This is a genomic window from Methanomassiliicoccales archaeon (genome assembly GCA_013415865.1).
Taxonomy (GTDB): domain Archaea; phylum Thermoplasmatota; class Thermoplasmata; order Methanomassiliicoccales; family UBA472; genus MVRC01.
Genome location: CP058896.1, coordinates 1,614,722 through 1,636,381, shown reverse-complemented (window position 1 = coordinate 1,636,381; position 21,660 = coordinate 1,614,722). Strand labels below are relative to the sequence as shown.

Sequence of the window (21,660 nt, the reverse complement as noted above, 5' to 3'; positions counted from 1 at the left end):
CTTTCAATCTCCTATCCTTGCACCAGGAACACCTGTCCTGACGATGAACGGTGTCCCTCCTTTTTCCTTTATAATTGTTACGACCTGATCTGGACTGTCCGTCAGGGCTATCATGCTCCCTCCACCTCCGGCCCCCGTCAACTTTGCCCCATAGGAAAATGGTAGTACTGCATTCACCAGCTTGTCGAGCTCTTTGCACGAAACACCGAGGATCGCTAACAGCTTGTGGTCTCGGAGCATTAGCCTTCCTAATCCTTCTTTATCATTCTTACGGAGCCGGTCGATCCCCTCCCTTGCGATATCGCCGATCTCTGAGATTATCTCCCTGGCAAAGGTGCTCTTGTCAACATACCTTTTCACCTTGGCCACCAAGGGTCCTGTAGGAGCTGAGATCCCTGTGAAACCGATGACCAACGTCAATCCTGGGGCCTGACAATGATGGATATACCATTCCCTCGTGTCCCGTGCGATATGCCATAGAAGGTTCTCCCTTCTTTTTGAATCTATAATAATAGCCTCACCATGCGCGGAAGTGGAAGTATCAATGGGGCTCGCCCTTCCTTGAGCCAACGATTCGATCTCGAAGGCGTTCCTGGCCACCCATTCCTCATTTGGTTCAATGCCTTTCAAGTGCCTTATTGAGGCAAGGAATGCGGTCGTAACGGCCGCCGATGACCCGAGGCCTGAACCTGATGGAAAATCCGAATCGGTCGTTATTTCCAATGGCTTTCCGTTCCAATGCAACCTGATGGCCTGACATATGTATGGGTGTGGTCTTTGGGACAGAAGATGCCCATTGAGCGAATAATTATCGGAGACTTGGACCTTGCATCTGAGCCTCAGGTCCACTGCGACAGAGATCGCCGTCTGTCCAAAGACCACGGCATGCTCTCCGAGCAGGATCACCTTACCTGGCGCGGATGCCGTGACCATCGGGTACCTCTTCAAAGATGGGCATTTCATCTCTCTCAGAGATTATACTTTTGTGCCATCTCCTCGAGCGCTTCGTTCGGTGACTTGCCTTCAAGATCGTCCCTTGCGGAGTTCCACCAATTGTCCTCAAAGGCGCTCAGTGCGTCATTCAGCTCCTCTTCGTCCTCGAAGGTATCACCATTTTCGTTGACAAAGTCTTCTTTGAATTTCTGAAGGAGGTCGACATTATACTCTTTGTTGACCAAGGTCACGGCAAGGAAGTCGTCCATGTTCTCTGCGACCAGCTCTCCGAGGTCCGCTGGCAATATGTCGATGATCATGTCTAGCAGCGCATTGCTCAAGGTAAGGAAGAGCATCTCCATTTTATTTCCCTCGGGGACGTTCTCTTCCTCAATGACCTTGTTAAGGCTGTCGAACCAAATGTCCCTCAGAACATATGCCCTTGCAGGATTTTTCTCGATCGGGTCGGCCTCGCAGCCGCAACCACAGGAGTGCTCATGCTCCTCATTGACCTCTTCCATCACCGGGACCTCCTTTTTTGATGGCTTGTTGGCAGTCTTCTTGGGTGATGCGGTCTTCTTCTTGCTTGGAACGTCGGTAGTCTTCTTCTTTGACTTCGTTGCGGCCATTCACTGACCCCCTCGTGAGATCAATAACGATGATTTGGTCATCCACCCATTGTAACGGATACTATAAAGATTGTTGCTGAGCGATTAAAAATAATTTTAAATATATTAATAAAATATTTTAATTTTCATTCCTTAACGACCTGGTCCACATGGTCTTAGTCAATAATGTGGATTAAAATATGGTGCGAAGGGCCGGATTTGAACCGGCGAACCTCTACAGGAACAGATCTTGAGTCTGTCGCCTTTGACCTGGCTTGGCTACCCTCGCATTTGGCCGAGAACGATAATGCGGTGCTCTTATTAACTGTTGCGGTTTTATTGCTCTCCATGTTCAGACTGGGTGGGACGATCAAGGTTTTGTCGTTACCTCTGCCCGTCCATTGACAATGATCACCGTGTGTTCGCTCTGGCTCACCACCGAGCTGTTGATCTCTTTCAGAGTTGGATATGATGAGATAAGACCATGTCTGAGAAGGATCTTCAACTGATGGTTGGCCATTGGATCGAACCTGTCGCACCAACGTTCGCAGAATGGGAGGCTCTTGAACTCCTGCTTGATCCGCTCAAAAAAACTCGCCGCCCTCTCATCACGTAATGGCCTATCCCTAATGAACCTATAGATGTTGCCCGGTTTTGAGCTGCTGACATGGCCATGTCCATTTGTCGAGAATGGTTCTATGGCCACGATCATATCGCTGCGTATCTTTGTCTGGTTCCCATCGTCGATGTTTGGGACCGATAGGCCCGCATGGAGATTGTACCTTTTCATCTCATGGCCATTGAGGTTGGCCACTGGCCTATACCCCGACTCGATTATGCTCGACCTTATCGTCGCTCCGACCGCCCCTACCGGGGTACCGTCACCAACCATCTCTATCGCCATCCGAAGCGCCCGGTTCGATGACTCTATCAATCCCTGCCAGTTTTTGGTCCTTACCTCAATTGTCGCCGCTGTGTCGCCTATATACCCATCGACGTGAGCCCCGACATCGATCTTCACAACATCGCCCACGTTGAAGACCGTCTGGTCATCAGAATTAGGGGTGAAATGGGCGGCCACCTCATTGATGCTTATATTAACAGGAAAGGCGGGCAAGGCCCCCCTTCGGACTATGAGGGCCTCGACCTCCATCGCCACATCAACAAGCTTTACATTCTGGTCGACCATGCCCAGGCCTAGCTCTCTGGCCTCCCCTGCGATAGCGCCGGCCTTCCTTACACACTCGAGAGCATGCTCATCCATGCAGAACAGCCTCTATCTTTTCGATAGGGATCGCACCAGGTCGGATGACCTCGACCTCCCCGTCCATCAACTGGACGATGGTCGATGGTTTACCATACTTTGTCGGCCCGCAGTCAATATAGGCGCTGACACTGTCCCCGAGGTCTCTGAGGGCGATCTGGGCATCGTAAGGGTTCGGGTGTGAATGAAGATTTGCGCTGGTAGCTATGATGGGGCCGAATTCTTCGATGATCCTTAGGGCAATTGGATGGTCTGGTATCCTTATACCTACCTCCGAGGAAGAGGATGTGACGATATCAGGTATAATGGACTTCTTGTGCAATAATAGTGTCAATGGACCTGGAAGAAAAGCTTCGGCCAGCTTTCTCGCCCTGTCATCGAGATTGGCGATCTCCGCCATCATCCTGACGTTGCTGACCGCGATTGTGAGGGGCATATCAAATGGTCGCTTTTTTGCTATGAAGACCCTTTTTACCGCCATTTCATCGAATGGATCAGCCCCTAGCCCATAAAGGGTGTCTGTGGGGTACACCACCAACCTGCCGGAGCGCAGCTCGGAGATGATGAAGTCAAAGTCCTCGTCAGAGAATCCACATTTTTGGCAGTCCGGTTCTTTGCACTTGAATACCTGCATCAGTTGTCCCCCAATATCTCTAGGGCTTCCATCAACGCCTCAGTCGCCAACCCCTCACCGGCCGGCCCGTGGCCCGGGTAGAGGTCTTTAGGTTTCTTAGATAAAAGGTTTTTGACGGAATTACCGAGATCGTTGCGATTGCCCGTCGGAAGGTCCCAACGGCCCACCCCGCCAACGAAAACTGTATCTCCAGATATCAAAGTCCTGCTCTCAGGTTCAAAAAGGCAAATGCTTCCTGCTGTGTGGCCTGGAGTATGTATCACTGTGAAATCGGAGCTTCCATTTGAAATTATATCGCCGTCTTTGAGCCTCTTCACTCCGACCTTCTTCAGCATCCTTCCGAACATCTTGGCCGCCGTAGTGAGGCTGTCCCCGGATTCCACGCTCGCGGCGTCGACCTCATGGATGAAGACGTCGGCTGAGAATTTCTCCGAAAGCTCAGATGCACCGCCGACATGATCAAAGTGCATATGTGTCAAAATGATCTTGGAAGGTGAATTCCCCCCTAATATCCTCTCTATAGAACGGATAACCTCCTTTGAATGGATACCTGTGCCGGTATCGACTATGAACGGGTCCCTTCCTGGGACGACCACTATATTTGAATCATAGCCCGCCCCTGGGATCATCAATGCTGGCATTAAAAATGCGAAGTTCCTACGCTTATTTATACTTTTAATGTCTTAAAAAAAGATGTCCATATTCCTGCTGGCTCATGATCGCAATAAATCATATACTGTGTGTGCGGCTATGATATTGTCCTATGAACCTCCTTGAAAATGAGGCTAAAAAGATGTTGTCCCATTCGGGGATCCGGGTGCCAAAGGGGTACCTGGTGAAAGATGGGGCAGAACTAGAAAAAGCGTTATCTCATATGATGTTCCCTTTGATGATGAAGGCTCAGGTCCCTGTAGGGGGACGAGGCAAGGCAGGGGCTGTCATCAAGATAATGGATCGGCAACAGGCCATTGATGGTCTTTCAAATTTGAAAGGAATGAACGTAAGAGGCTTTAAGGTCGACTCTGTCCTCATCGAAGAATTCGCACCGCATGATGAAGAGATGTACTTGGCCATCTCAATTGACCGTGCAGCAGGAATGCCTAACCTTATATGTGGAAAAAAAGGAGGAATGGAGGTCGAAGTTATTGGCCATGGGCATATTAAACAATATCCAATAGACCCTTTGGAAGGTCCTGATGACGGATTAACGGAGAAGGTGATGTTAGATCTTGGTCTGACCAATGCCCATCTTGAAATGCTATCTGCCCTCATCTCAAAACTTTGGTCCTTCTACTCAAACTATGACTGCGAACTAGTAGAGGTGAACCCCCTAGTCCTTCAACATGATGGTTTTGTGTGCCTTGATGCAAAGGTTGTGATTGATGATGATTCACTTTTTCGACATCCTGAACTTTCTTATCTAAAAGGGAGAGATAAGAGCCCGTTTGAGATCGAGTGTGGAAAAAGGGACCTTACCGGGGTCGAGCTCGCAGGAGAGATCGGGGTTATAGCCAACGGGGCAGGACTGACCATGGCGGTCTTAGATGAGCTGGAACGGATAGGTCTTAAGGGGGCGGCCTTCATCGATCTCGGAGGGACCGATGATCCCGCTCGTATAGCGGATGCGATCTCAATGATGAGGGGTGGTCGATGGGTTCCCAATATCAAAGGTATATTGATATGCGTTTTCGGCGGCATCACAAGATGTGAGGTTGTGGCCGATGGAATCATAAGTTCGCTCCCGAACGGGCCGTCGAACATTCCGATGATCGTCAGGCTGCGTGGCGTCAATGAGCTCCAAGGAAGATCTAAGCTTAGGGGATCTGGCCTTGACGCGTATCTTGACCTGGAGGAGGCCTGTTTGGCCCTGAGGTCTGTGATAAGAGGTGGGACCTAATGAGACTGGGACCAAGGACCAAAGTGCTTGTTCAAGGGATCACTGGCCACCAAGGTTCCATCCACACGGACCTGATGTTAAGATTCGGCACGAACATAGTGGGTGGGGTGACGCCGGGTAAGTCCGGTGAGAAGGTTAGCGGGCTCCCAGTCTTCAATACTGTGTCCGATGCCATAAGTAAGACGGGGGCTGAGTGTTCTGTTATCTTCGTTCCAGCCAGGAATTGCATGGATGCGGCCATCGAGGCGATGGATGCTGGAATCCGAATGTTAGTGGTCGTCACTGAACATGTTCCAGTACACGACACGATGAAGATAAAAAGAATTGCTGAAAGAACTGATTCTATAGTGATCGGTCCAAATTCTCCTGGCATCGTGGTCCCCTCGGCCATCAAGCTAGGCATAATACCGAACGATATTTTCTTACATGGCGATGTTGCCGTATTATCTAGGAGCGGCACCCTGACCTATGAGGTCGTCATGTCACTTACTGAGCATGGTATAGGACAGTGCTTCGTTGCAGGAGTTGGTGGAGACCGGATCATCGGGACGAGCATGGCAAGATTGGCCATTTTGGTGAACGAACAATATGGCCCGAAGGGGTATGTCATTATCGGAGAGATTGGAGGAAGAGAAGAGGTTGAGGCTGCCAAGGCCATATCAGATATCGGCTCCATTTCGATAGCATATATAGCAGGAAAGACCGCTCCCGAGGGTAAAAGGATGGGGCATGCAGGAGCTCTTATTGGGGATATTTCAGATACATATATTGATAAGACCAATGCTTTGAAGGATGTCGGTAGTATTGTTTGCGACCGGCTTTCTTTAGTGCCCATCGTTGTTAGAGACGCTTTATATTGAGACGCTGAGCGAACGACCATTGACGAAGGACGAAGGATAAAATATTAATCAAGGGAGATCGTAATTATAAACCCCTATATTTGAGGGTTCAAATATATGCTACCAGTTAGCATGGAGAAACCTTATATAAGGGTTCGGTGGTAGCCCGTTCCGCTCGCCGGAAATGGGCGAGAAACGCGTTGTCTGCATGCGAAAAACATGCGGGAACAACGTATAAATATACCCTCAATTATTGGGGGACTCACCGCGGCCATATGGATATGTGGCTGTGATGATTGTGCTAAATGCACCCGGGAACACGGTTCTCCGGGGAAGTGGTAGAGGGGGTCGGGGCACGGAAGAGGTCCCGATCTTTCGGTGAATACCAATCATACGCAACCTGGACGTGTGTTAAGCCGACATATATAGTATAGTCAACGGCGAATTGCTACGCCAATTGGGGGATGGCTCGGCTCGAGCGCCGAGGAAGGTCGTGTCAAGCTGCGATAAGCGTCGGGTAGGTGCAAGAAGCCTATGATCCGATGATTACCTAATGTGACTTCACATTCTTCGGAATGACCAGTAATGGTCGGGAACGCGGGGGATCGAAACATCCTAGTACCCGCAGGAAAAGAAATCAATCGAGATGCCGTCAGTAAAGGCGATCGAACGCGGCACAGGGCAAACTGAATCCGCTTTAGAAATGAAGTGGAGATGTGGTGTTGAGGGCCTGGTTACATCTTCATCAGACAACCAGAAATCTGCTGGAACGCAGTACCATAGAGGGTGATAGTCCCGTAAGGACAATCTGGAAAGATGAGTTCCGGTGTCCCTGAGTATCGTGCGTTGGATATCGCGCGTGAAGCTGGGGAACAATTATCTCCAACCCTAAATACGTCTCGAGACCGATAGCGCAGTAGTAGCGTGAGTGAAAGCTGAAAAGTACCCTTGACGGGAGGTTAAAAGAGCCTGAAACCAGTTGGCTATATTTTGACAGGGCATGAAAGGGATGATGTCGTAAGACGTACCAGTGTTCTGTCGTTCGTTTCGAATAACGAGCCATGGAGTTCTGTTCAATGGCGAGGCTAAGAGTTTGAAACTCGGAGCCGGAGGGAAACCAACAAGTCCGCAACCCGCAAGGGCGAGGGACGAGGTGTGCTCGCCTGGAGTCATTGGAGGGATACCCGAAGCCAGTTGATCTAAGCCTGGGTAAGTTGAAGCCTTTCGAAAGGAAGGTGGAGGACTGAACCGATAATGATGTGCAAATCTTTCGGATGACCTGGGCCTAGGGATGAAAGGTCAATCAAAGCTGGGAATAGCTGGTTCCTCTTGAAACTAATCGCAGTTAGACCTCGGTGGAGATCGGTTATGGGGTAGAGCACCGATTGGGGACTTAGGCCGAGAAATCGGTCGGTCGCCTGTCAAACTCCGAACTTGTAACCATCGTAGAAGCCGGGAGTGAGGGCCTCCGGGGTAAACTTGGGGTCCATCAGGGAATGCAACCCTGCCTGCAATTAAGGTCCCTAAATTTCGGTTAAGTGTAATACTAAAAGGGCGTCCGCAGTCCAAGACAACTGGGAGGTGAGCTTAGAAGCAGCCATCCTTTAAAGATAGCGTAACAGCTCACCAGTCGAGATTGCGGGCCCCGAAAATGGACGGGGCTAAACCGGATACCGATATTGTAGAGCACCGAAAGGTGATCTGGTAAAGAGGTGAAGGGCGTGGGTAGAAGCAAGGTCGTGAGATCTTGTGGACCGCGTTCTTATAAGGATCATGGTGGGAGTAGCAGCAAAGAACGGTGAGAATCCGTTCCGCCGTAGGGGCCAGGGTTCCTCGGCAATGTTCGTCAGCCGAGGGTTAGCCGATCCTAAATCACTACTTAATCGGAAGTGATGAAAGGGAAACAGGTTAATATTCCTGTGCCGAAGAAGTCTCTGTCCAATTACTGACACATCGGGATAAACTGAGCAGTCTCGTCTGGCTGTTCAAGTGTATAACCTTGGGAAGAACCGTAATGGTGAGAACCTTGGGAAAGCACGAGTAGGCGGGTGTAAGCCCGCTTCGGTCGATTCCTGGTGTCCATGAAAAAGTTTTTGGAGTCAGCTTCTTCGATCGTACCTAGATCTGACACAGGTGCCCCTAGATGAGAAGTCTAAGGCGTGTCGGCGAAAATCAACGCGAGGGAATTCGGCAAATTAGCCCCGTACCTTCGGTAGAAGGGGTGCCAGCCATGAAGATGGCTGGTCTCAGTAACAAGGGAGCTCCGACTGTTTAATAAAAACACAGGTCACAGCAAGTCCGAAAGGATGTGTATTGTGGCTGAAGCCTGCCCAGTGACGGTATCTGAAACTCGGGTTCAACCGAACGAAGGACCGTTAAACGGCGGGGGTAACTATGACCCTCTTAAGGTAGCGTAATACCTTGTCGCTTAATTGGCGACTTGCATGAAGGCCCAACGAGAGCTCTACTGTCCCCGCGTTGAAGCCGGTGAAACCAACATTACTGGCGCACAGTCCAGTATCTTCCACCTGAAAGCGAAGACCCCATGGAGCTTTACTGCAGCCTGTTGTTGTGGTATGAACTTGAATGTGTAGGGTAGGCGGGAGGCGTTACCCAGGATCAGCCGCTAGGTTGACTCCGAGCCGACGATGAAACACCGCCCTTTTGAATTTGTATCACTAACTTCGTGAGAAGGACACCGATAGGTGGGCAGTTTGGGTGGGGCGCCACGCGCTCACAAAGGTAACAAGCGCGCCCAAAGGTTAGCTCAGGCAGGTCAGAAATCTGCCGGTGAATGTAAGGGTAAAAGCTAGCTTGACGCCGGTTCGGCCAACAAGAATCGGCGATACGAAAGTAGGGCCTAGCGAACCAATCAGCCTTCTAATTGGGGGCGATTGATGACAGAAAAGTTACCCTGGGGATAACTGAGTCGTCGCCAGCAAGAGTTCATATCGACCTGGCGGCTTGCTACTTCGCTGTCGGCTCTCCCTATCCTGGCGGTGCAGCAGCTGCCAAGGGTGGGGTTGTTCGCCCATTAAAAGGGATCGTGAGCTGGGTTTAGACCGTCGTGAGACAGGTTTGTTGCTTTTTGGTGGAAGTGTTTTGATGTCTGACGGGAAGGACCCTTTAGTACGAGAGGAACGGGGGTCCGGGGCCTCTAGTTTATCAGTTGTCTGACAAGGCATTGCTGAGCAGCCACGCCCTAGTGGATAAGAGCTGAAAGCATCTAAGCTCGAAGCTACCCTGGAAAAGAGACATCTTAGGACGCTCGTAAATGACGAGTTTGATAGGATCGGGATGTAAGTACCGAGGTTCGCCGAGGTATTCAGTCCGCGATTACTAAAGTCCGTTCTCGCCGTCCTATGCTATATTTGGCTTACCATTGCCGGTAGGCTTTGGCTTAACCGTTAAACAGGTTGCGTGTGTACTCTTCCGAAAATTAAATTTTCAAAAACAGTCTGTTCTAGATTCTTTGATTTTCTTGGTCATATCGCTTGAAATCAGGAAGAGATGTTGAGACGTCATGGCATATACATCACATTTGTAGAAGTAGGGAACCTACGTCGTATTTCGACCATCTGTGGATAGAATATCAATATCTCATTCTCCTTCTCAGGCTCTCTGGACAATAATTTGGACATGAGCGCCGTCTCGGTCTTGCCTATGACCTTCCAACAGCTCTGTTCATAATTTGTGTCGGTCATCAAAAGGATAGGTATCTTGAGCTTACCCCTGTCCCAAATATCAACCAGCTCCGCCAATTCTAAGAGTTCCTTCTTATCGACCTTATATGTCCTACCGCTCTTATCTGAATATGATGGTTCTTCCATGCTCAACATCTCTTCTAACGAGGGGCGGACAGCTGGAACGTGGACATTCATCGATTTGAACATCTTTTCTAAGGTTTTCTCATCGAACACTATCAAAACACCATCAACAAAATTATAAATTTTTTTTCACTGGCATAACCAGAGAACGTAAAATGGAGGGACATCCTATTATACCTCCTGCTGGAATCTGTCAACGGATGTTGGAGTGATCGATTGGTCTCAAATGTCCCAGAAAATGCAGAGAAACTGTTAGAGAGCCATCCCTGTTACAACGAGAAGGCTCACACACGGTTTGCCAGGATGCATCTGCCAGTAGCGCCAAAATGCAATGTCCAATGTAATTATTGTAACCGGAAGTATGATTGCACAAATGAGAGCAGGCCAGGGGTAACAAGTGAGGTCCTTTCGGCAGAAGAGGCCGTGGAAAAGATAAGGATCGTTAAAGAAAAGATCCCCTATCTCTCAGTGATAGGGATAGCTGGCCCGGGTGACCCATTGGCCAATGATGAGACATTCCGTACACTTGAACTTGTCAGGAAGGAGTTTCCAGAGCTGACATTGTGCTTGAGCACGAACGGACTGAACCTTCCTTCTTCGGTGGAGCGGTTAAGATCCTTAGGGGTGAAGTTCATCACGGTCACGATAAATGCGATCGATCCTGATATTGCCGCTAGACTTTATGATTTTGTCATCTATGAAGGAAAGACCTTGAGAGGTAGAGCTGCTGGGGAAAGGATGATCGAGAACCAGCTGAAGGGCATCGAGATGTCGGTGAAGGCAGGGATGCTTGTCAAGGCCAATGTGGTGATGGTGCCGGGGGTCAATGCGGACCACATACCTGAGATTGCCAAGGCAGTGAAGGAGAGGGGGGCATATATCGTCAATATCATCCCTATGATCCCAGTACCAGGAGCGAAGTTCGAGAATGTTCGTGCCCCGACCGCCGAGGAAAGGAAGAAACTACAGGACCTCTGTGAACCGGAGATAAGGCAGATGAGACATTGTCGCTTTTGCAGGGCGGATGCGATAGGACTGCTTGGAGAGGACCGGTCTGCAGAGTTCGCAAATGTCACCTGCAGGGCTGGTAAGATGCCAGAGAGAGGAGCGTTCACGGTAACGATAGAGGGGGGGTCCAAGCACAGGGTGGCAGTTGCTTCGAGCGATGGTGTCAATGTTGATGCCCACTTCGGTCATGCAAAAAGATTCCTGGCCTTCGAGGTAGAAGGAGAAAATGTGAGAGAGCTCCCCCCGATCGAGGTGGCGATAGCGCCTAACATTGCAGTGTTCGGAGAGCCGCACAGGGGAAAGCTCGAGACGATGACATCTGCCTTGAAAGGTTTCGATGCTGTGGTGGCCAAGAGCTTCGGTGAGCCTGCAAAGGAGTTCTTAAGACAGGAGAAGATCTTACCGGTCGTCAGCAATTGCGAGGTGAACAAAGCGGTGAGGGCGGCCGTCGAGGCGGTCTATGACGAGAGGTCCAAGGTGTTCGAGTGAGGTAGAGACGTTGAGATCGTCGGACCTTGTGGTGAAATGCCTTGAAGCCGAAGGGGTGGAAAGGATATTCGGCATTCCTGGTGAGGAGAACATAGACCTGATGGACAGCCTCAACGATTCTAATATAGAATTCATCCTTACAAGACATGAACAGTCGGCGGCTTTCATGGCCGGCATCCAGGCAAGGATGACGTTCAAACCTCGGGTCTGTCTCTCCACGCTTGGGCCAGGTGCCACCAACCTTGTTACAGGGGTTGCGGACGCTTATCTCAGCAATGCACCGCTCATAGCGATAACGGGTCAAGCGGGGGCAGAAAGATGTTTCCCACCGCAAAAGCAGGTTATCGATGTCCAGGCGATGATGAGGCCTGTTGTCAAAGAGAGTTTTTCGGTCAGATCACCATCCCAGGTGCCGATGGCCGTGAGAAGGGCTTTCGATATAGCTAAGAAAGAGAGGCCTGGACCGGTCCACATCGAGCTGCCCGAGGATGTCATGAAGGCTGAGGCGGTCGGAAGGCCAATGGAAAAGAGCGAGACCGAGCACGTCAGGCCCGATAAGAGGTCAATGGCACAGATAGTGGAGATGATCGCCGAATCATCAAGACCTTTGATCATCGCCGGTCAAGGGGTGATCAGAGCTGGTGCCTCGAGAGAGCTGAGAGACCTCTGCTCAAGATGGAACATACCGGTCATACATACGTGGTTTGGGGCTGGAAGCGTCCCCTATGATGACAAGAACAGTCTGAACACTATCGGGGTCAGGGCGAGCGATAATGCCAGGCAGGCGTATGAAAAAGCTGACCTGATCGTCCTGATCGGATTTGATATGATCGAATTCCAGGCAAAGTATTGGAACATCGGTGAGAAAAAAGAGATACTCTACCTTGGAGAAAGCCCGATGGGGTTCTCCGAGCATGTCTTGCCCGATGTTCAGGTCATCGGAGGATTGAAACACATCCTTAAGGTATTAGCTGAGTTGGCCAAGCTCAAGGACCCTTGGGCAGAGGAGATCAGGAGAAGGTCCATGTGCATTATGGAGGCTGACGTTCATGACGCTAAATACATAAAACCTCAGAATGTGGTCAAGATACTGAGGGCAAAGATGGGGAAGCAGGACATTGTCGTGAGCGACGTGGGAGCGCACCTGATCTGGCTTGCGAAATATTATCCTGTCTACAAGGAGAACACCCTGATCCTGGACAATGGCCTTATCCCGATGGGAGTGGCCGTGCCTGGGGCCATCGGGGCCAAGATGGAGTTCCCTGAGAAAAAGGTCGCAGCGGTCTGCGGGGACGGGGGGTTCATGATGACAATGGCCGAGCTTGCAACCGCTAAAGAGCGGAAGATCGGGTTCACCACCCTGATCTTCAACGATGGAGGGTATGGTCTGATAAGGCTCAAGATGGAGGCGGCATATGGAAGGTCGATCGCCTGCACTCTGAACAACCCTGATTTTGTCGGACTGGCCAGATCTTTCGGGGCAGAAGGTCACCGCGTCACAACGAGCGACGAGCTTGACTCAGTGCTATCCGATTGTCTTGAGAGGGGGGCGTTGGCGGTGATCGATGTCCAGGTAGATTATTCAGAGAATCAGCGTCTGATCACATAAGTGCGTTCCTGGTCATTTGAAAAAGTTACTAATATGCTCCTTTTAATACTCGGGGCCATGGCGGAGTCGGACTTCCAATTAAAGTTCTTCCTGGAAAACGGTTTCCATCGTAGGCAGTGCCCCAAATGTCAAAGGTACTATTGGACCTTAGGTGATTGGACGACCTGCGGTGAACCTCCGTGCGAGGAGTACACTTTCATCGGTAACTCGCCAGTGAGAAAAAAGCTCGACCTTCATGAGACCAGAGAAGCTTATCTCAGCTTTTTCGAACAGAACGGTCACGGTCGAGTAAAAAGGTATCCGATAGTGGCCAGGTGGAGGGACGATGTCTTCTTCACCCAAGCTTCGATCTATGATTTTCAGCCATGGGTCCTTAATGGTGTCATCGACCCGCCAGCCAACCCGCTCACCATTTCTCAGACCTGTGTGCGTTTCAACGATATAGACAATGTCGGTAAGACAGGAAGGCATTTTACTTTCTTCGAGATGCTGGCGCACCACGCATTCAATAAACCTGGTAAGGAGATATATTTCAAGGACAGGACCGTTGAGCTATGCCACAGGTTCTTTACGGAAAAGTTGGGCATAGAGGGTACAAAGCTCCGATATGTCGAGGAATGGTGGGAGGGCGGTGGCAACTCGGGGCCATGCGTCGAGGTCATCCTCGAAGGGGTCGAGGTCGCTACGCTGGTCTTCATGATGTATAGGGAGACGCCTGAGGGAAGAAAGATGATGGACATGACCGTGGTAGATACAGGCTACGGTCTTGAAAGGATCTGTTGGGTGTCGCAGGGGAAGACCTCGGCCTATGAGGCTGTGTTCGGTCCTGTTGTCCAATATCTGAAGGACCTGTGCGGGGTCTCTGTGGATGAAAAGGTCCTCACCGAGTACAGCAAGATCGCTGGTGCGATGAACATGAAGACAGCGGCCGATGTTAGGAAGCTCCGAGAGCTTACCGCTGAGAGGATCGGAATAAGCTATGAGGAACTGATGAAGATCGTGGCCCCGCTTGAGGATATTTACGTCATCTGCGACCACTCAAGGGCATTGATGCTCCTCTTGAACGACGGTGTTGTGCCGTCCAATGTCAGGGAGGGTTATTTTGCCAGGATGCTGGTGAGACGCGCTCTAAGGTCCCTCAGGAACCTAGGCGTCGATATCAGGCTCTCAGAGGTCGTCGACAAGCAGATCGACTACTTCTTGGGCGTTGTCCCGGAACTGAAGGACAATCGTGAGGATATTCTTAACCTGGTGAACGTCGAGGAGCAGAGATATTTCGAGACGTTGTCAAGGGGAAAGCAGCTTGTCACCAAGCTCACAAAGGACCTGAAGAAGGGTGAGAAGCTCTCATTGGACCGGTTGATCGACCTTTATGACTCTCATGGCCTAAATCCAGAGATAGTCAAGGAATACGCTCCTGATCTTGTAGATGTACCTGACCACTTCTACATGGAGGTTGCCAAACGACACGAGAGGCCTGAGGTCGTGGCAGAGGACAAAGAAAAGTTCCCTGATGACCTCCCAGAGACTAGGATGTTGTATTATGAGGACCCGGAGATCTCAGAGTTCGATGCCAAGGTGGTGGCTGTGGTGAACGGCGCTGTCGCACTCGACCAGACAGCCTTTTACCCGGAGGGGGGAGGTCAGGAGTGGGACCTTGGTCTTCTCGCTGGTCGCAAGGTCACAAAGGTCATCAAGGTGAAGACCTGCATTCTTCATTACCTCGATGGACCGCTCCCGAAGGTCGGTGAGATTGTACATGGAAGGCTGGACCGTGAGAGAAGGGTACAGCTCATGAGACACCACACGGCCGCGCACATAATAAACGGTTGTGCCAGAAGGCTTTTCGGAAATCATGTCTGGCAGGCAGGGGCGCACAAGGCGGTCGACGAGGCCCGACTTGACATCACGCATTATGAGAACCTCTCTCCCCAGCAAAGGGACCGGCTTGAACGTGAGTGCAACAGGGTCGTCCTCGAGGACATTAAAGTGAACATCACATTCATGCAGAGAGATGAGGCGGAGCGTATCCACGGCTACAGGTTATATCAAGGCGGTGCGGTGCCGGGTAAGATCATCAGGGTCGTTGACATCGAGGGGTTCGACGCTGAGGCCTGTGGTGGCATCCATTGCCCACACACTGGGTATGTAGGGCCTATCAGGATACGGAGGACCAAGCGCATCCAGGACGGGATCGTTCGTGTGGAATACACCGCGGGAATGGCAGCGGTGGCGGAGATGCAAAGGGACAAGTCCATGCTCGAAACTCTCTCTGAAAAGTTGAATGTCCCATTGGAAGATGTCGGTGACGCAACGGAGAGGCTCATCCTTGAGAACAGGGAACAAAGGAAACGGTTGGAATCTTTCAGCCAGGCTTTTGCTGAGGTAAAAGTTAGGTCCCTTCTCGGGTCCGCAAGGAAGATGGGTGACATCAGGATCGTGGTACATCTTTCAGAGGAAGGTGAGAATGCTGAAGAGATGTCCAGGTTGCTGTCGACGGAACCAAAGGTTGTATCGGTCATCGGTATACCTGGAACGAGCCCCAAGGTACTTGTTTCGAGGTCCCATGACGTCGACATCGATTGCAAGCTCCTATTGAAAGAAGTGATGTCGATCATAGGGGGAGGGGGCGGAGGCAAGAAGGAGTTCGCCCAAGGAGGTGGAGGAGACCCATCAAAGATTCCAGAGGCGTTCTCAAAGGTACCAGAGATCTTAGCGACCATGTGCAGACCTTGAAATGTCTGGATGTGAGAGGACCCTTCTCAGGACCTGAGATTGAAAGGGTCGGATATCACCTCGCTAAGACATACCATTGGTCATCCTATGATCCAGTTAATGTCACCATCGGGTGTCCTTGATGGATGTCGAATTTTAGGGCTGAGACCCTACGATCAAATATCTCCTGAGCGTCGATGCAGGCATGTCAGCAAGTGACCTTGAGACCTTTCATGTTCATTCATTCAAGTCCCTACCATCCGTCGCACAATACTTAGAAAGGTATCGCATGGGCCAAGGTGGCAAGGTTCCAATATATGCCCCTTCTTAATGCTGGCTTTTACAGGTGATCTGACAAACGTTTAAATATAGAATATAATTTGCCTTACCAAAGACTGAGCGACCAAGGTCGCTCGGAGCGTTCGACCCTTAGGGCGAATGGTTCCCGGACTGGCCCCTATCCAGAGATGGGAACTGCGGAACACGCGCTTGAGCGTGCTGAGCACTCCAAAAAGGGAATCCTGGGCAAGTTCAGGGTTTGATAGTATCGGAGTGATACACTTGGCGGAGAAGGAAGTTAAGGAACCCAAGGAAGAGAAGCAGCCGAAGGAGAAGGCTGAAAAGAAAGAGAAGGCGGCTAAAGAGGCCACGCAGAAGGCCCCTGCAAAGGTCGATTATGGTAAGGACTTCAAATACATCGTCCGTATGGTCAACAGCGATCTGGATGGGACCAAGCCTGTTTTCATCGCCATCCAGGGCGTCAAGGGGGTCGGCATGAGGGTCGCGGATATTGTCATCAAGAAGGCCAATGTGGACCGCACCGCAAAGATCGGCTCCCTCCCTGACACCAAGATCGAGGAGATGGAGAAGCTCATCAACACGTATGCTGAGTATGTTCCCACCTGGGCGGTGAACAGGCAGAACGATTTCGAGACCGGTGCCGATGCGCATTTGGTCGGGGTGGACCTGGAGGTCATGCGTAAGGATGACATCAACCGTATGAAGATGATCCGTTCTTACAAGGGCGTCCGCCATGAGACCGGTCAAAAGGTGCGTGGTCAGAGGACGAGGTCCAATGGAAGGACCGGCCTGACGCTCGGTGTAATGAGACAGAAGGCGGCCCAGGCGGCATCCAAGCCGGCCGAGGAGAAGAAATAAGGTGGTATGAATGGGCGACCCAAAATTCCCACGAAGATCGTTCAACACCCCCTCCCATCCATGGCAGGGAGAGCGTATCAAGGAAGAGGCCGAGATCGTCAAGCAGTACGGTCTGAAAAACAAGCATGAGCTATGGAAGGCCAAGACCATGGTCAGGAACCTGAGGAAGCAATCAAGGGACCTCCAGGCCAGGATCAGGACCGGGGAGGAACAGGCCAAAATAGAAAAGGAGAACCTTCTGAAGAGCTGCGCCAGGATCGGTCTGTTACCTATGGAGGGCGCTACACTGGATGATGTCCTTGGTCTTCAGGCCGAGGCCATGTTGGGCAGGCGCCTACAGACGATCGTGTTCCGCAAAGGTTTTGCATGCTCCATGGGACAGGCAAGACAGTTCATAGTACATGGCCATGTCACCATCAATGGACGTAAGGTCACCATCCCAGGATACATTGTGACCAGGGGAGAGGAGGATAACATAGCTCTGAACCCGCTGTCCCCTGTGGCAGATGAGATGCATCCGATCCGGATCGCTCAGAAGGGTGCCCTCGAGGCAAGGGCAAAAAAGGAAGCAGCCTATCAGGCAAGGAAAGAAAGGGAAGACCAGCGCGGTGGACTGAAGGCCGCAAAGAAGTTCGTGAAGAAGGTCCCAAAGGCGATCGTTGACACGAACCCGGCCGATGCGAACATCCCGGTCGACCTGCCCGAGGAGGGACAGTAATGAGCAAATGGGGCATAGCGAACATTTTCGCAAGCTATAACAACATAATCATCACATTGACCGACATTACCGGCGCCGAGACGATCACAAAAGCGACCGGTGGGATGGTCGTGAAGCAGGCCAAGGACGAGTCCTCTCCATATGCTGCGATGCGTGCTGCCGAGAAGGTCGCCGAGATCGCGAAGGAGAAGGGTATCGACAGCATACACATCAAGGTCCGCGCACCAGGTGGGAACAAGTCCGCCTCGCCAGGACCCGGTGCCCAGGCTGCGATCCGAGGGCTCGCCCGCGCAGGGATGAAGATCGGTAGGATAGAGGACGTTACCCCGATCCCGCACGATGGAACCAAGAAAAAGGGCGGGAGAAGGGGAAGGAGAGTCTGAGGCGCCTTCCATGGACATCGAAATCTTAGAGATGACGGAGACCTCGGCGAAGTTCAAGGTCGTGAACTCGAGCCCAGAGGTTGTGAACGCCCTGAGGAGGGTGTTACTGTCGGAAATACCTAAAATGGCCATAGATGTAGTCGAGTTCCATCTTGGTCCCATAAAGGACGCTGAGGGCAGGGAGTACGAGTCGGTCTCTCCTTTGTTCGATGAGATAGTCGCCCATCGCCTCGGACTGGTCCCGATCCCGACGGACCTTTCTATGAAGGAGAGGGACAAATGCGAATGTGGTGGAGAGGGTTGCCCCTCTTGCATGATCGGTTACTCTCTCTTCAAGACCGGACCTTGCGATGTATATTCTGGCGACCTGCTTCCGTTGACTGAAGGCGACTCCTCTGTGCGCGTAAAGGACGATATGATACCGATCGTCAGACTTGGCGAGGGGCAGGCGATCCTTGTCTATGCCTTTGCAGAGCTAGGCACGGGAAAAAAGCATGCCAAATGGCAGGTCACCAGTGGTGTTGGGTACAAATATCTCCCTACTGTGAAGATAGACCCTTCAAAGTGTGATGACGGTGGAAGATGCATACCCGTTTGCCCAAAGCATGTCTTTGCGAAAGAGGGTGACAAGGTCAAGGTGGTCGATGAGAAAGCATGCATATTATGCATGGCCTGCGTCAATCCAGATGTCTGCAAGACAGGCGCTATAAAGGTAGTTGGCGATCCAACGAAGTTCATCTTCGAGTTCGAGACCGATGGCTCATTGAGCGCAAAGGACACCCTTTTGAAGGGGCTGGAGATCCTTCAAAAGAAGTTTGATGACTTCAAAGAGATGGTCTCTTCGCTCGAGGCGTAAACCATTTTTTTTATTTTATATTTTATTTAAAAAAAAATTTAGTGTGGATCTTCGTACCTTATATGCTTATCGGGGACCATGATCTCAAATCTTGCACCTTTCCCATAAGTCCCTTTTTCCTCGATCGACATCTCAGTGATCCCAAGGATCTCTCGGCTCAAGAAAAGTCCGAATCCGGAGTTTTTTCCGAACCCGGGAGTGAAAAGACGTGAGCGGACATCGTTAGAGACCCCGACGCCATCGTCCTCATAGACCAATGTTCCATGCCCATCCTCTTGGATGAAAGAGATGTTGATATGAGCTACCCTCTCTCCGTGCATCAATGAATTCCTGATCAGATTGTGTATCACCATTTCGAACATCGGATCGGCTAATACCCATACATTCCCCACATTGACGGTCTGTTTGACATTTGTCATATCCAATGATGAGCTGGCCTTGGAAACCGTCTCTGCGATGTTGTGCCAAATTGGTGAAAATTGACCGACCTCTTGGTAAATTTTCATAAAGTTGGATATCTTGGCTATGGATGCAATCGATCTCCTCATCGCATCTATGGCCTCAGACTGCCTTAGATCTGGCTTTGTAAGAGAAAGGATGTCAAGATACCCTTGCAGGGTTGTCAGATGATTCATGATATCATGTCTGCTGATGCTCCCAAGGAGGTTGAGCTTTTTATTGGCGTTCAACAGCTCTTCTTCAATTGATTTCCTCTTGGTGATGTCGTGAGTAATTACCTGTACGCCAAGGAGCCGGCCGTCATTGCCGTATACCTTTGAATAGACTGAAAGGAGCCAGGTCTTCCCTCGAGGGAGGTCGACAAGATCTTCGAATTCAAGGGGCCTCTGGGATGATATTGTCATCCTTAACCTTTCATGATATAGTTTTGATGTCTCGTTCCCATAGATCTCATCTATAGACCTGCCTATCATTTTGTCTATTTCATAGCCTATGTTCATCGCTGCTTTATTATTGATCATGACCAGCTTACCGTCGGGATCATAATATTCCACACCCATGCCAGCATGCTCGAGGACTGCGCGATGCGCCTCTTCGCTCTGCTGTAAGGCCTGTTCCATCCTCCGCCTTTCTGTTATGTCCTGGTTGATGACAAACGCACCGATTATGTCTCCGTGTTCGTCTTTTATGGGGGATGCCCAATTCAATATTATCTTGTGCTTTCCGTCGAATGCCTCGATCTCTATCTCCTCAAATTCTGTCACCCTTCCTTCTGTGACAGCGTGATATAATGCCCAATCCTTTTCCTTTATTGGTTCTCTGGATGGCAATTTCCAAGCCTTGAAGATACCATAATTCTCTGGTCCGACATGAGGTTCCGCAGCCCAGATCGCCTTTCCTGCGGGATTTCCGGAGATCAACCGTCCATCTTTATCGGCCAACCACAGACCGATAGGGATCATCTCAAAGATCCCTCTGAACCGAAGTTCGCTGAGCTTGAGCTTTTTTTGATTTTTCTCGGCCATCTTCAAAGCAAACCGAAGTCTCTCCTCGCTCCTGACCCTTTCAGAGATGTCTTGGATGATGCCAAAGATCGTTTTCTTATCGTCGTCATACTCTGCCTCAAGATGGACGTCGATCTCGGCATTATCATTCATCCTGATGGTCCTAAAGTCGGATATGACGCGTGTCGGTTTGGTATCTGGTCCTTTGACGCTCTCTGTTAGATTAACAAAATATTGCAACCAAGGACAGCCATCGCTATTAGTTAATGGGATCTCAAATGATGGCGTACCAATGATCGTCGATGCTCCTCGGGACAAAGCCACAGTATTGCTGAGTAGATTTATCTCGAAATGCCCCATCTTTGCTTTTTCCTCAGCCTTCCTCAATCTCTCTTCCTTTTGTTCCAATGCGACAATAGTTCTATGCCCTTCATACGCACGACGTATCATGTGAACTAGTTCATGGAACTGGGGCCCAAGGTCCATACCCTTTTGAAGGTAAAAATCAGCCCCTTCGTTCAATGCCTGTATGATCACTTCTTCTCTTCCTTTTCCAGTGAATAAGATGAATGGGACGTGGTTTCCTTCATTTCTGATGGTTTTTAAGAACTCTATCCCGTCCATTTGAGGCATTAAATAATCCGAGACCACCACATCGATTTCCGATGAGGCCAACAACGATAGCCCTTCAGAAGCGTTCTTTGCTGTCAGGAGGTCAATATCACCTGCCTCCTTTAAAAATTCCCTCGCCAGGTCTAATAGGGCTTCTTCATCATCTACATAGAGCACTCGCATCGATTCAACTCTTACAATCTTTGTTGTCAATTATTACATCATATCTGTGACCGTGGGATCTTCAGACCCATAACAAAAAACGAATAAAAAAATTATATTTAAATGAATATTGTGACATTTTTAATTTTTGAGAATCAAGGACCTTGTTTCAATCATTGGTGATCCTACCCCTTTGGAGATTGATAGAGGAGGCTTGAGGAGCATTCGCGAAATGAATAACGAGGTTGTCTCCAAAATATGATTAGAACTATTTTAGATCGGAAGCGGTCTTGTTGAAAACATCCAAATGGATCGCTGTATGGTCGAGATCTTTATCATAACTTGATCGTAAGTCGCAATAGTAAAGAGATTGATGTTATAACTGATATGTTTCCGATGATAAGGAAGGCAACAAAAATCATTTGTTCTATTTTCCAGAATATGAGGGTAATACGTTTCAAAGCAAAATTCTATCAATTCAGATA

The 21,660-nt window shown here is 50.2% G+C and carries 15 protein-coding genes, 1 tRNA gene, 1 rRNA gene and 1 pseudogene; 10 read left to right on the top strand and 8 right to left on the bottom strand.

Annotated elements, in window-relative coordinates; all coding sequences use genetic code 11:
- Positions 1-3: 3 nt before the first annotated feature.
- The 6 genes from mvk to HPY73_08275 form a co-directional block, all read right to left on the bottom strand.
- A complete protein-coding gene (gene mvk, locus HPY73_08300) occupies positions 4-933 on the bottom strand; it encodes a mevalonate kinase (GenBank protein ID QLH75739.1) in 930 nt (309 codons plus the stop codon).
- Between the two features lie 35 nt (positions 934-968).
- On the bottom strand, positions 969-1,562 hold the full coding sequence (locus tag HPY73_08295; GenBank protein QLH75429.1) for a hypothetical protein: 594 nt from the start codon (positions 1,560-1,562) through the stop codon (positions 969-971).
- A gap of 180 nt (positions 1,563-1,742) precedes the next feature.
- Positions 1,743-1,830: transfer RNA gene (locus tag HPY73_08290), tRNA-Leu, on the bottom strand.
- 81 nt (positions 1,831-1,911) lie between these two features.
- The gene (locus HPY73_08285) at positions 1,912-2,805 is read right to left on the bottom strand and encodes a type II methionyl aminopeptidase (protein QLH75428.1); all 894 of its coding nucleotides are present in this window, start codon (positions 2,803-2,805) and stop codon (positions 1,912-1,914) included.
- Complete coding sequence (locus HPY73_08280) at positions 2,798-3,439, bottom strand: threonylcarbamoyl-AMP synthase (protein QLH75427.1); 642 nt, start codon at positions 3,437-3,439, stop codon at positions 2,798-2,800. Before HPY73_08280 ends, HPY73_08285 begins: the two co-directional genes overlap by 8 nt.
- Positions 3,439-4,080, bottom strand: coding sequence for an MBL fold metallo-hydrolase (locus tag HPY73_08275; protein ID QLH75426.1), 642 nt, complete (start codon positions 4,078-4,080; stop codon positions 3,439-3,441). Before HPY73_08275 ends, HPY73_08280 begins: the two co-directional genes overlap by 1 nt.
- A 122-nt stretch (positions 4,081-4,202) precedes the next feature.
- Here HPY73_08275 and HPY73_08270 point away from each other — a divergent pair, with 122 nt between their 5' ends.
- The 3 genes from HPY73_08270 (at position 4,203) to HPY73_08260 (ending at position 9,481) form a co-directional block, all read left to right on the top strand.
- A complete protein-coding gene (locus tag HPY73_08270) occupies positions 4,203-5,336 on the top strand; it encodes an acetate--CoA ligase family protein (protein ID QLH75425.1) in 1,134 nt (377 codons plus the stop codon).
- Positions 5,336-6,196, top strand: a complete 861-nt coding sequence (locus tag HPY73_08265; GenBank protein QLH75424.1) for a succinate--CoA ligase subunit alpha — start codon at positions 5,336-5,338, stop codon at positions 6,194-6,196. Before HPY73_08270 ends, HPY73_08265 begins: the two co-directional genes overlap by 1 nt.
- A 433-nt stretch (positions 6,197-6,629) precedes the next feature.
- A 23S ribosomal RNA gene (locus HPY73_08260) occupies positions 6,630-9,481 on the top strand.
- A gap of 215 nt (positions 9,482-9,696) precedes the next feature.
- Here the strand turns inward: HPY73_08260 and HPY73_08255 are convergent.
- Complete coding sequence (locus HPY73_08255; protein QLH75423.1) at positions 9,697-10,095, bottom strand: DUF61 family protein; 399 nt, start codon at positions 10,093-10,095, stop codon at positions 9,697-9,699.
- A 150-nt stretch (positions 10,096-10,245) separates the two neighbouring features.
- Here HPY73_08255 and nifB point away from each other — a divergent pair.
- The 7 genes and pseudogenes from nifB (at position 10,246) to HPY73_08220 (ending at position 18,938) form a co-directional block, all read left to right on the top strand.
- Positions 10,246-11,499 (top strand): annotated as a pseudogene (gene nifB / locus HPY73_08250) (nitrogenase cofactor biosynthesis protein NifB).
- Between the two features lie 10 nt (positions 11,500-11,509).
- Positions 11,510-13,108: an acetolactate synthase large subunit gene (locus HPY73_08245; GenBank protein ID QLH75422.1), complete on the top strand. Its 1,599-nt coding sequence runs from the start codon at positions 11,510-11,512 to the stop codon at positions 13,106-13,108.
- A gap of 57 nt (positions 13,109-13,165) precedes the next feature.
- Positions 13,166-15,844 (top strand): alanine--tRNA ligase, encoded by a 2,679-nt coding sequence (locus HPY73_08240; GenBank protein QLH75421.1) that lies wholly within the window; start codon positions 13,166-13,168, stop codon positions 15,842-15,844.
- Positions 15,845-16,261: 417 nt separating this feature from the next.
- Entirely contained in the window at positions 16,262-16,981 is a 720-nt protein-coding gene (locus HPY73_08235; GenBank protein ID QLH75420.1) for a 30S ribosomal protein S13, read from the top strand.
- Positions 16,982-16,991: 10 nt separating this feature from the next.
- The gene (locus HPY73_08230) at positions 16,992-17,699 is read left to right on the top strand and encodes a 30S ribosomal protein S4 (GenBank protein ID QLH75419.1); all 708 of its coding nucleotides are present in this window, start codon (positions 16,992-16,994) and stop codon (positions 17,697-17,699) included.
- On the top strand, positions 17,699-18,082 hold the full coding sequence (locus tag HPY73_08225; GenBank protein QLH75418.1) for a 30S ribosomal protein S11: 384 nt from the start codon (positions 17,699-17,701) through the stop codon (positions 18,080-18,082). The genes HPY73_08230 and HPY73_08225 overlap by 1 nt, the downstream gene beginning before the upstream one ends.
- A 10-nt stretch (positions 18,083-18,092) precedes the next feature.
- A complete protein-coding gene (locus HPY73_08220; protein ID QLH75417.1) occupies positions 18,093-18,938 on the top strand; it encodes a DNA-directed RNA polymerase subunit D in 846 nt (281 codons plus the stop codon).
- Between the two features lie 38 nt (positions 18,939-18,976).
- Here the strand turns inward: HPY73_08220 and HPY73_08215 are convergent, their stop codons facing one another.
- Positions 18,977-21,196 carry a PAS domain S-box protein gene (locus HPY73_08215; GenBank protein QLH75416.1) on the bottom strand — a complete coding sequence of 740 codons (2,220 nt, stop codon included), beginning with the start codon at positions 21,194-21,196 and terminating at the stop codon, positions 18,977-18,979.
- Positions 21,197-21,660: the final 464 nt, after the last annotated feature.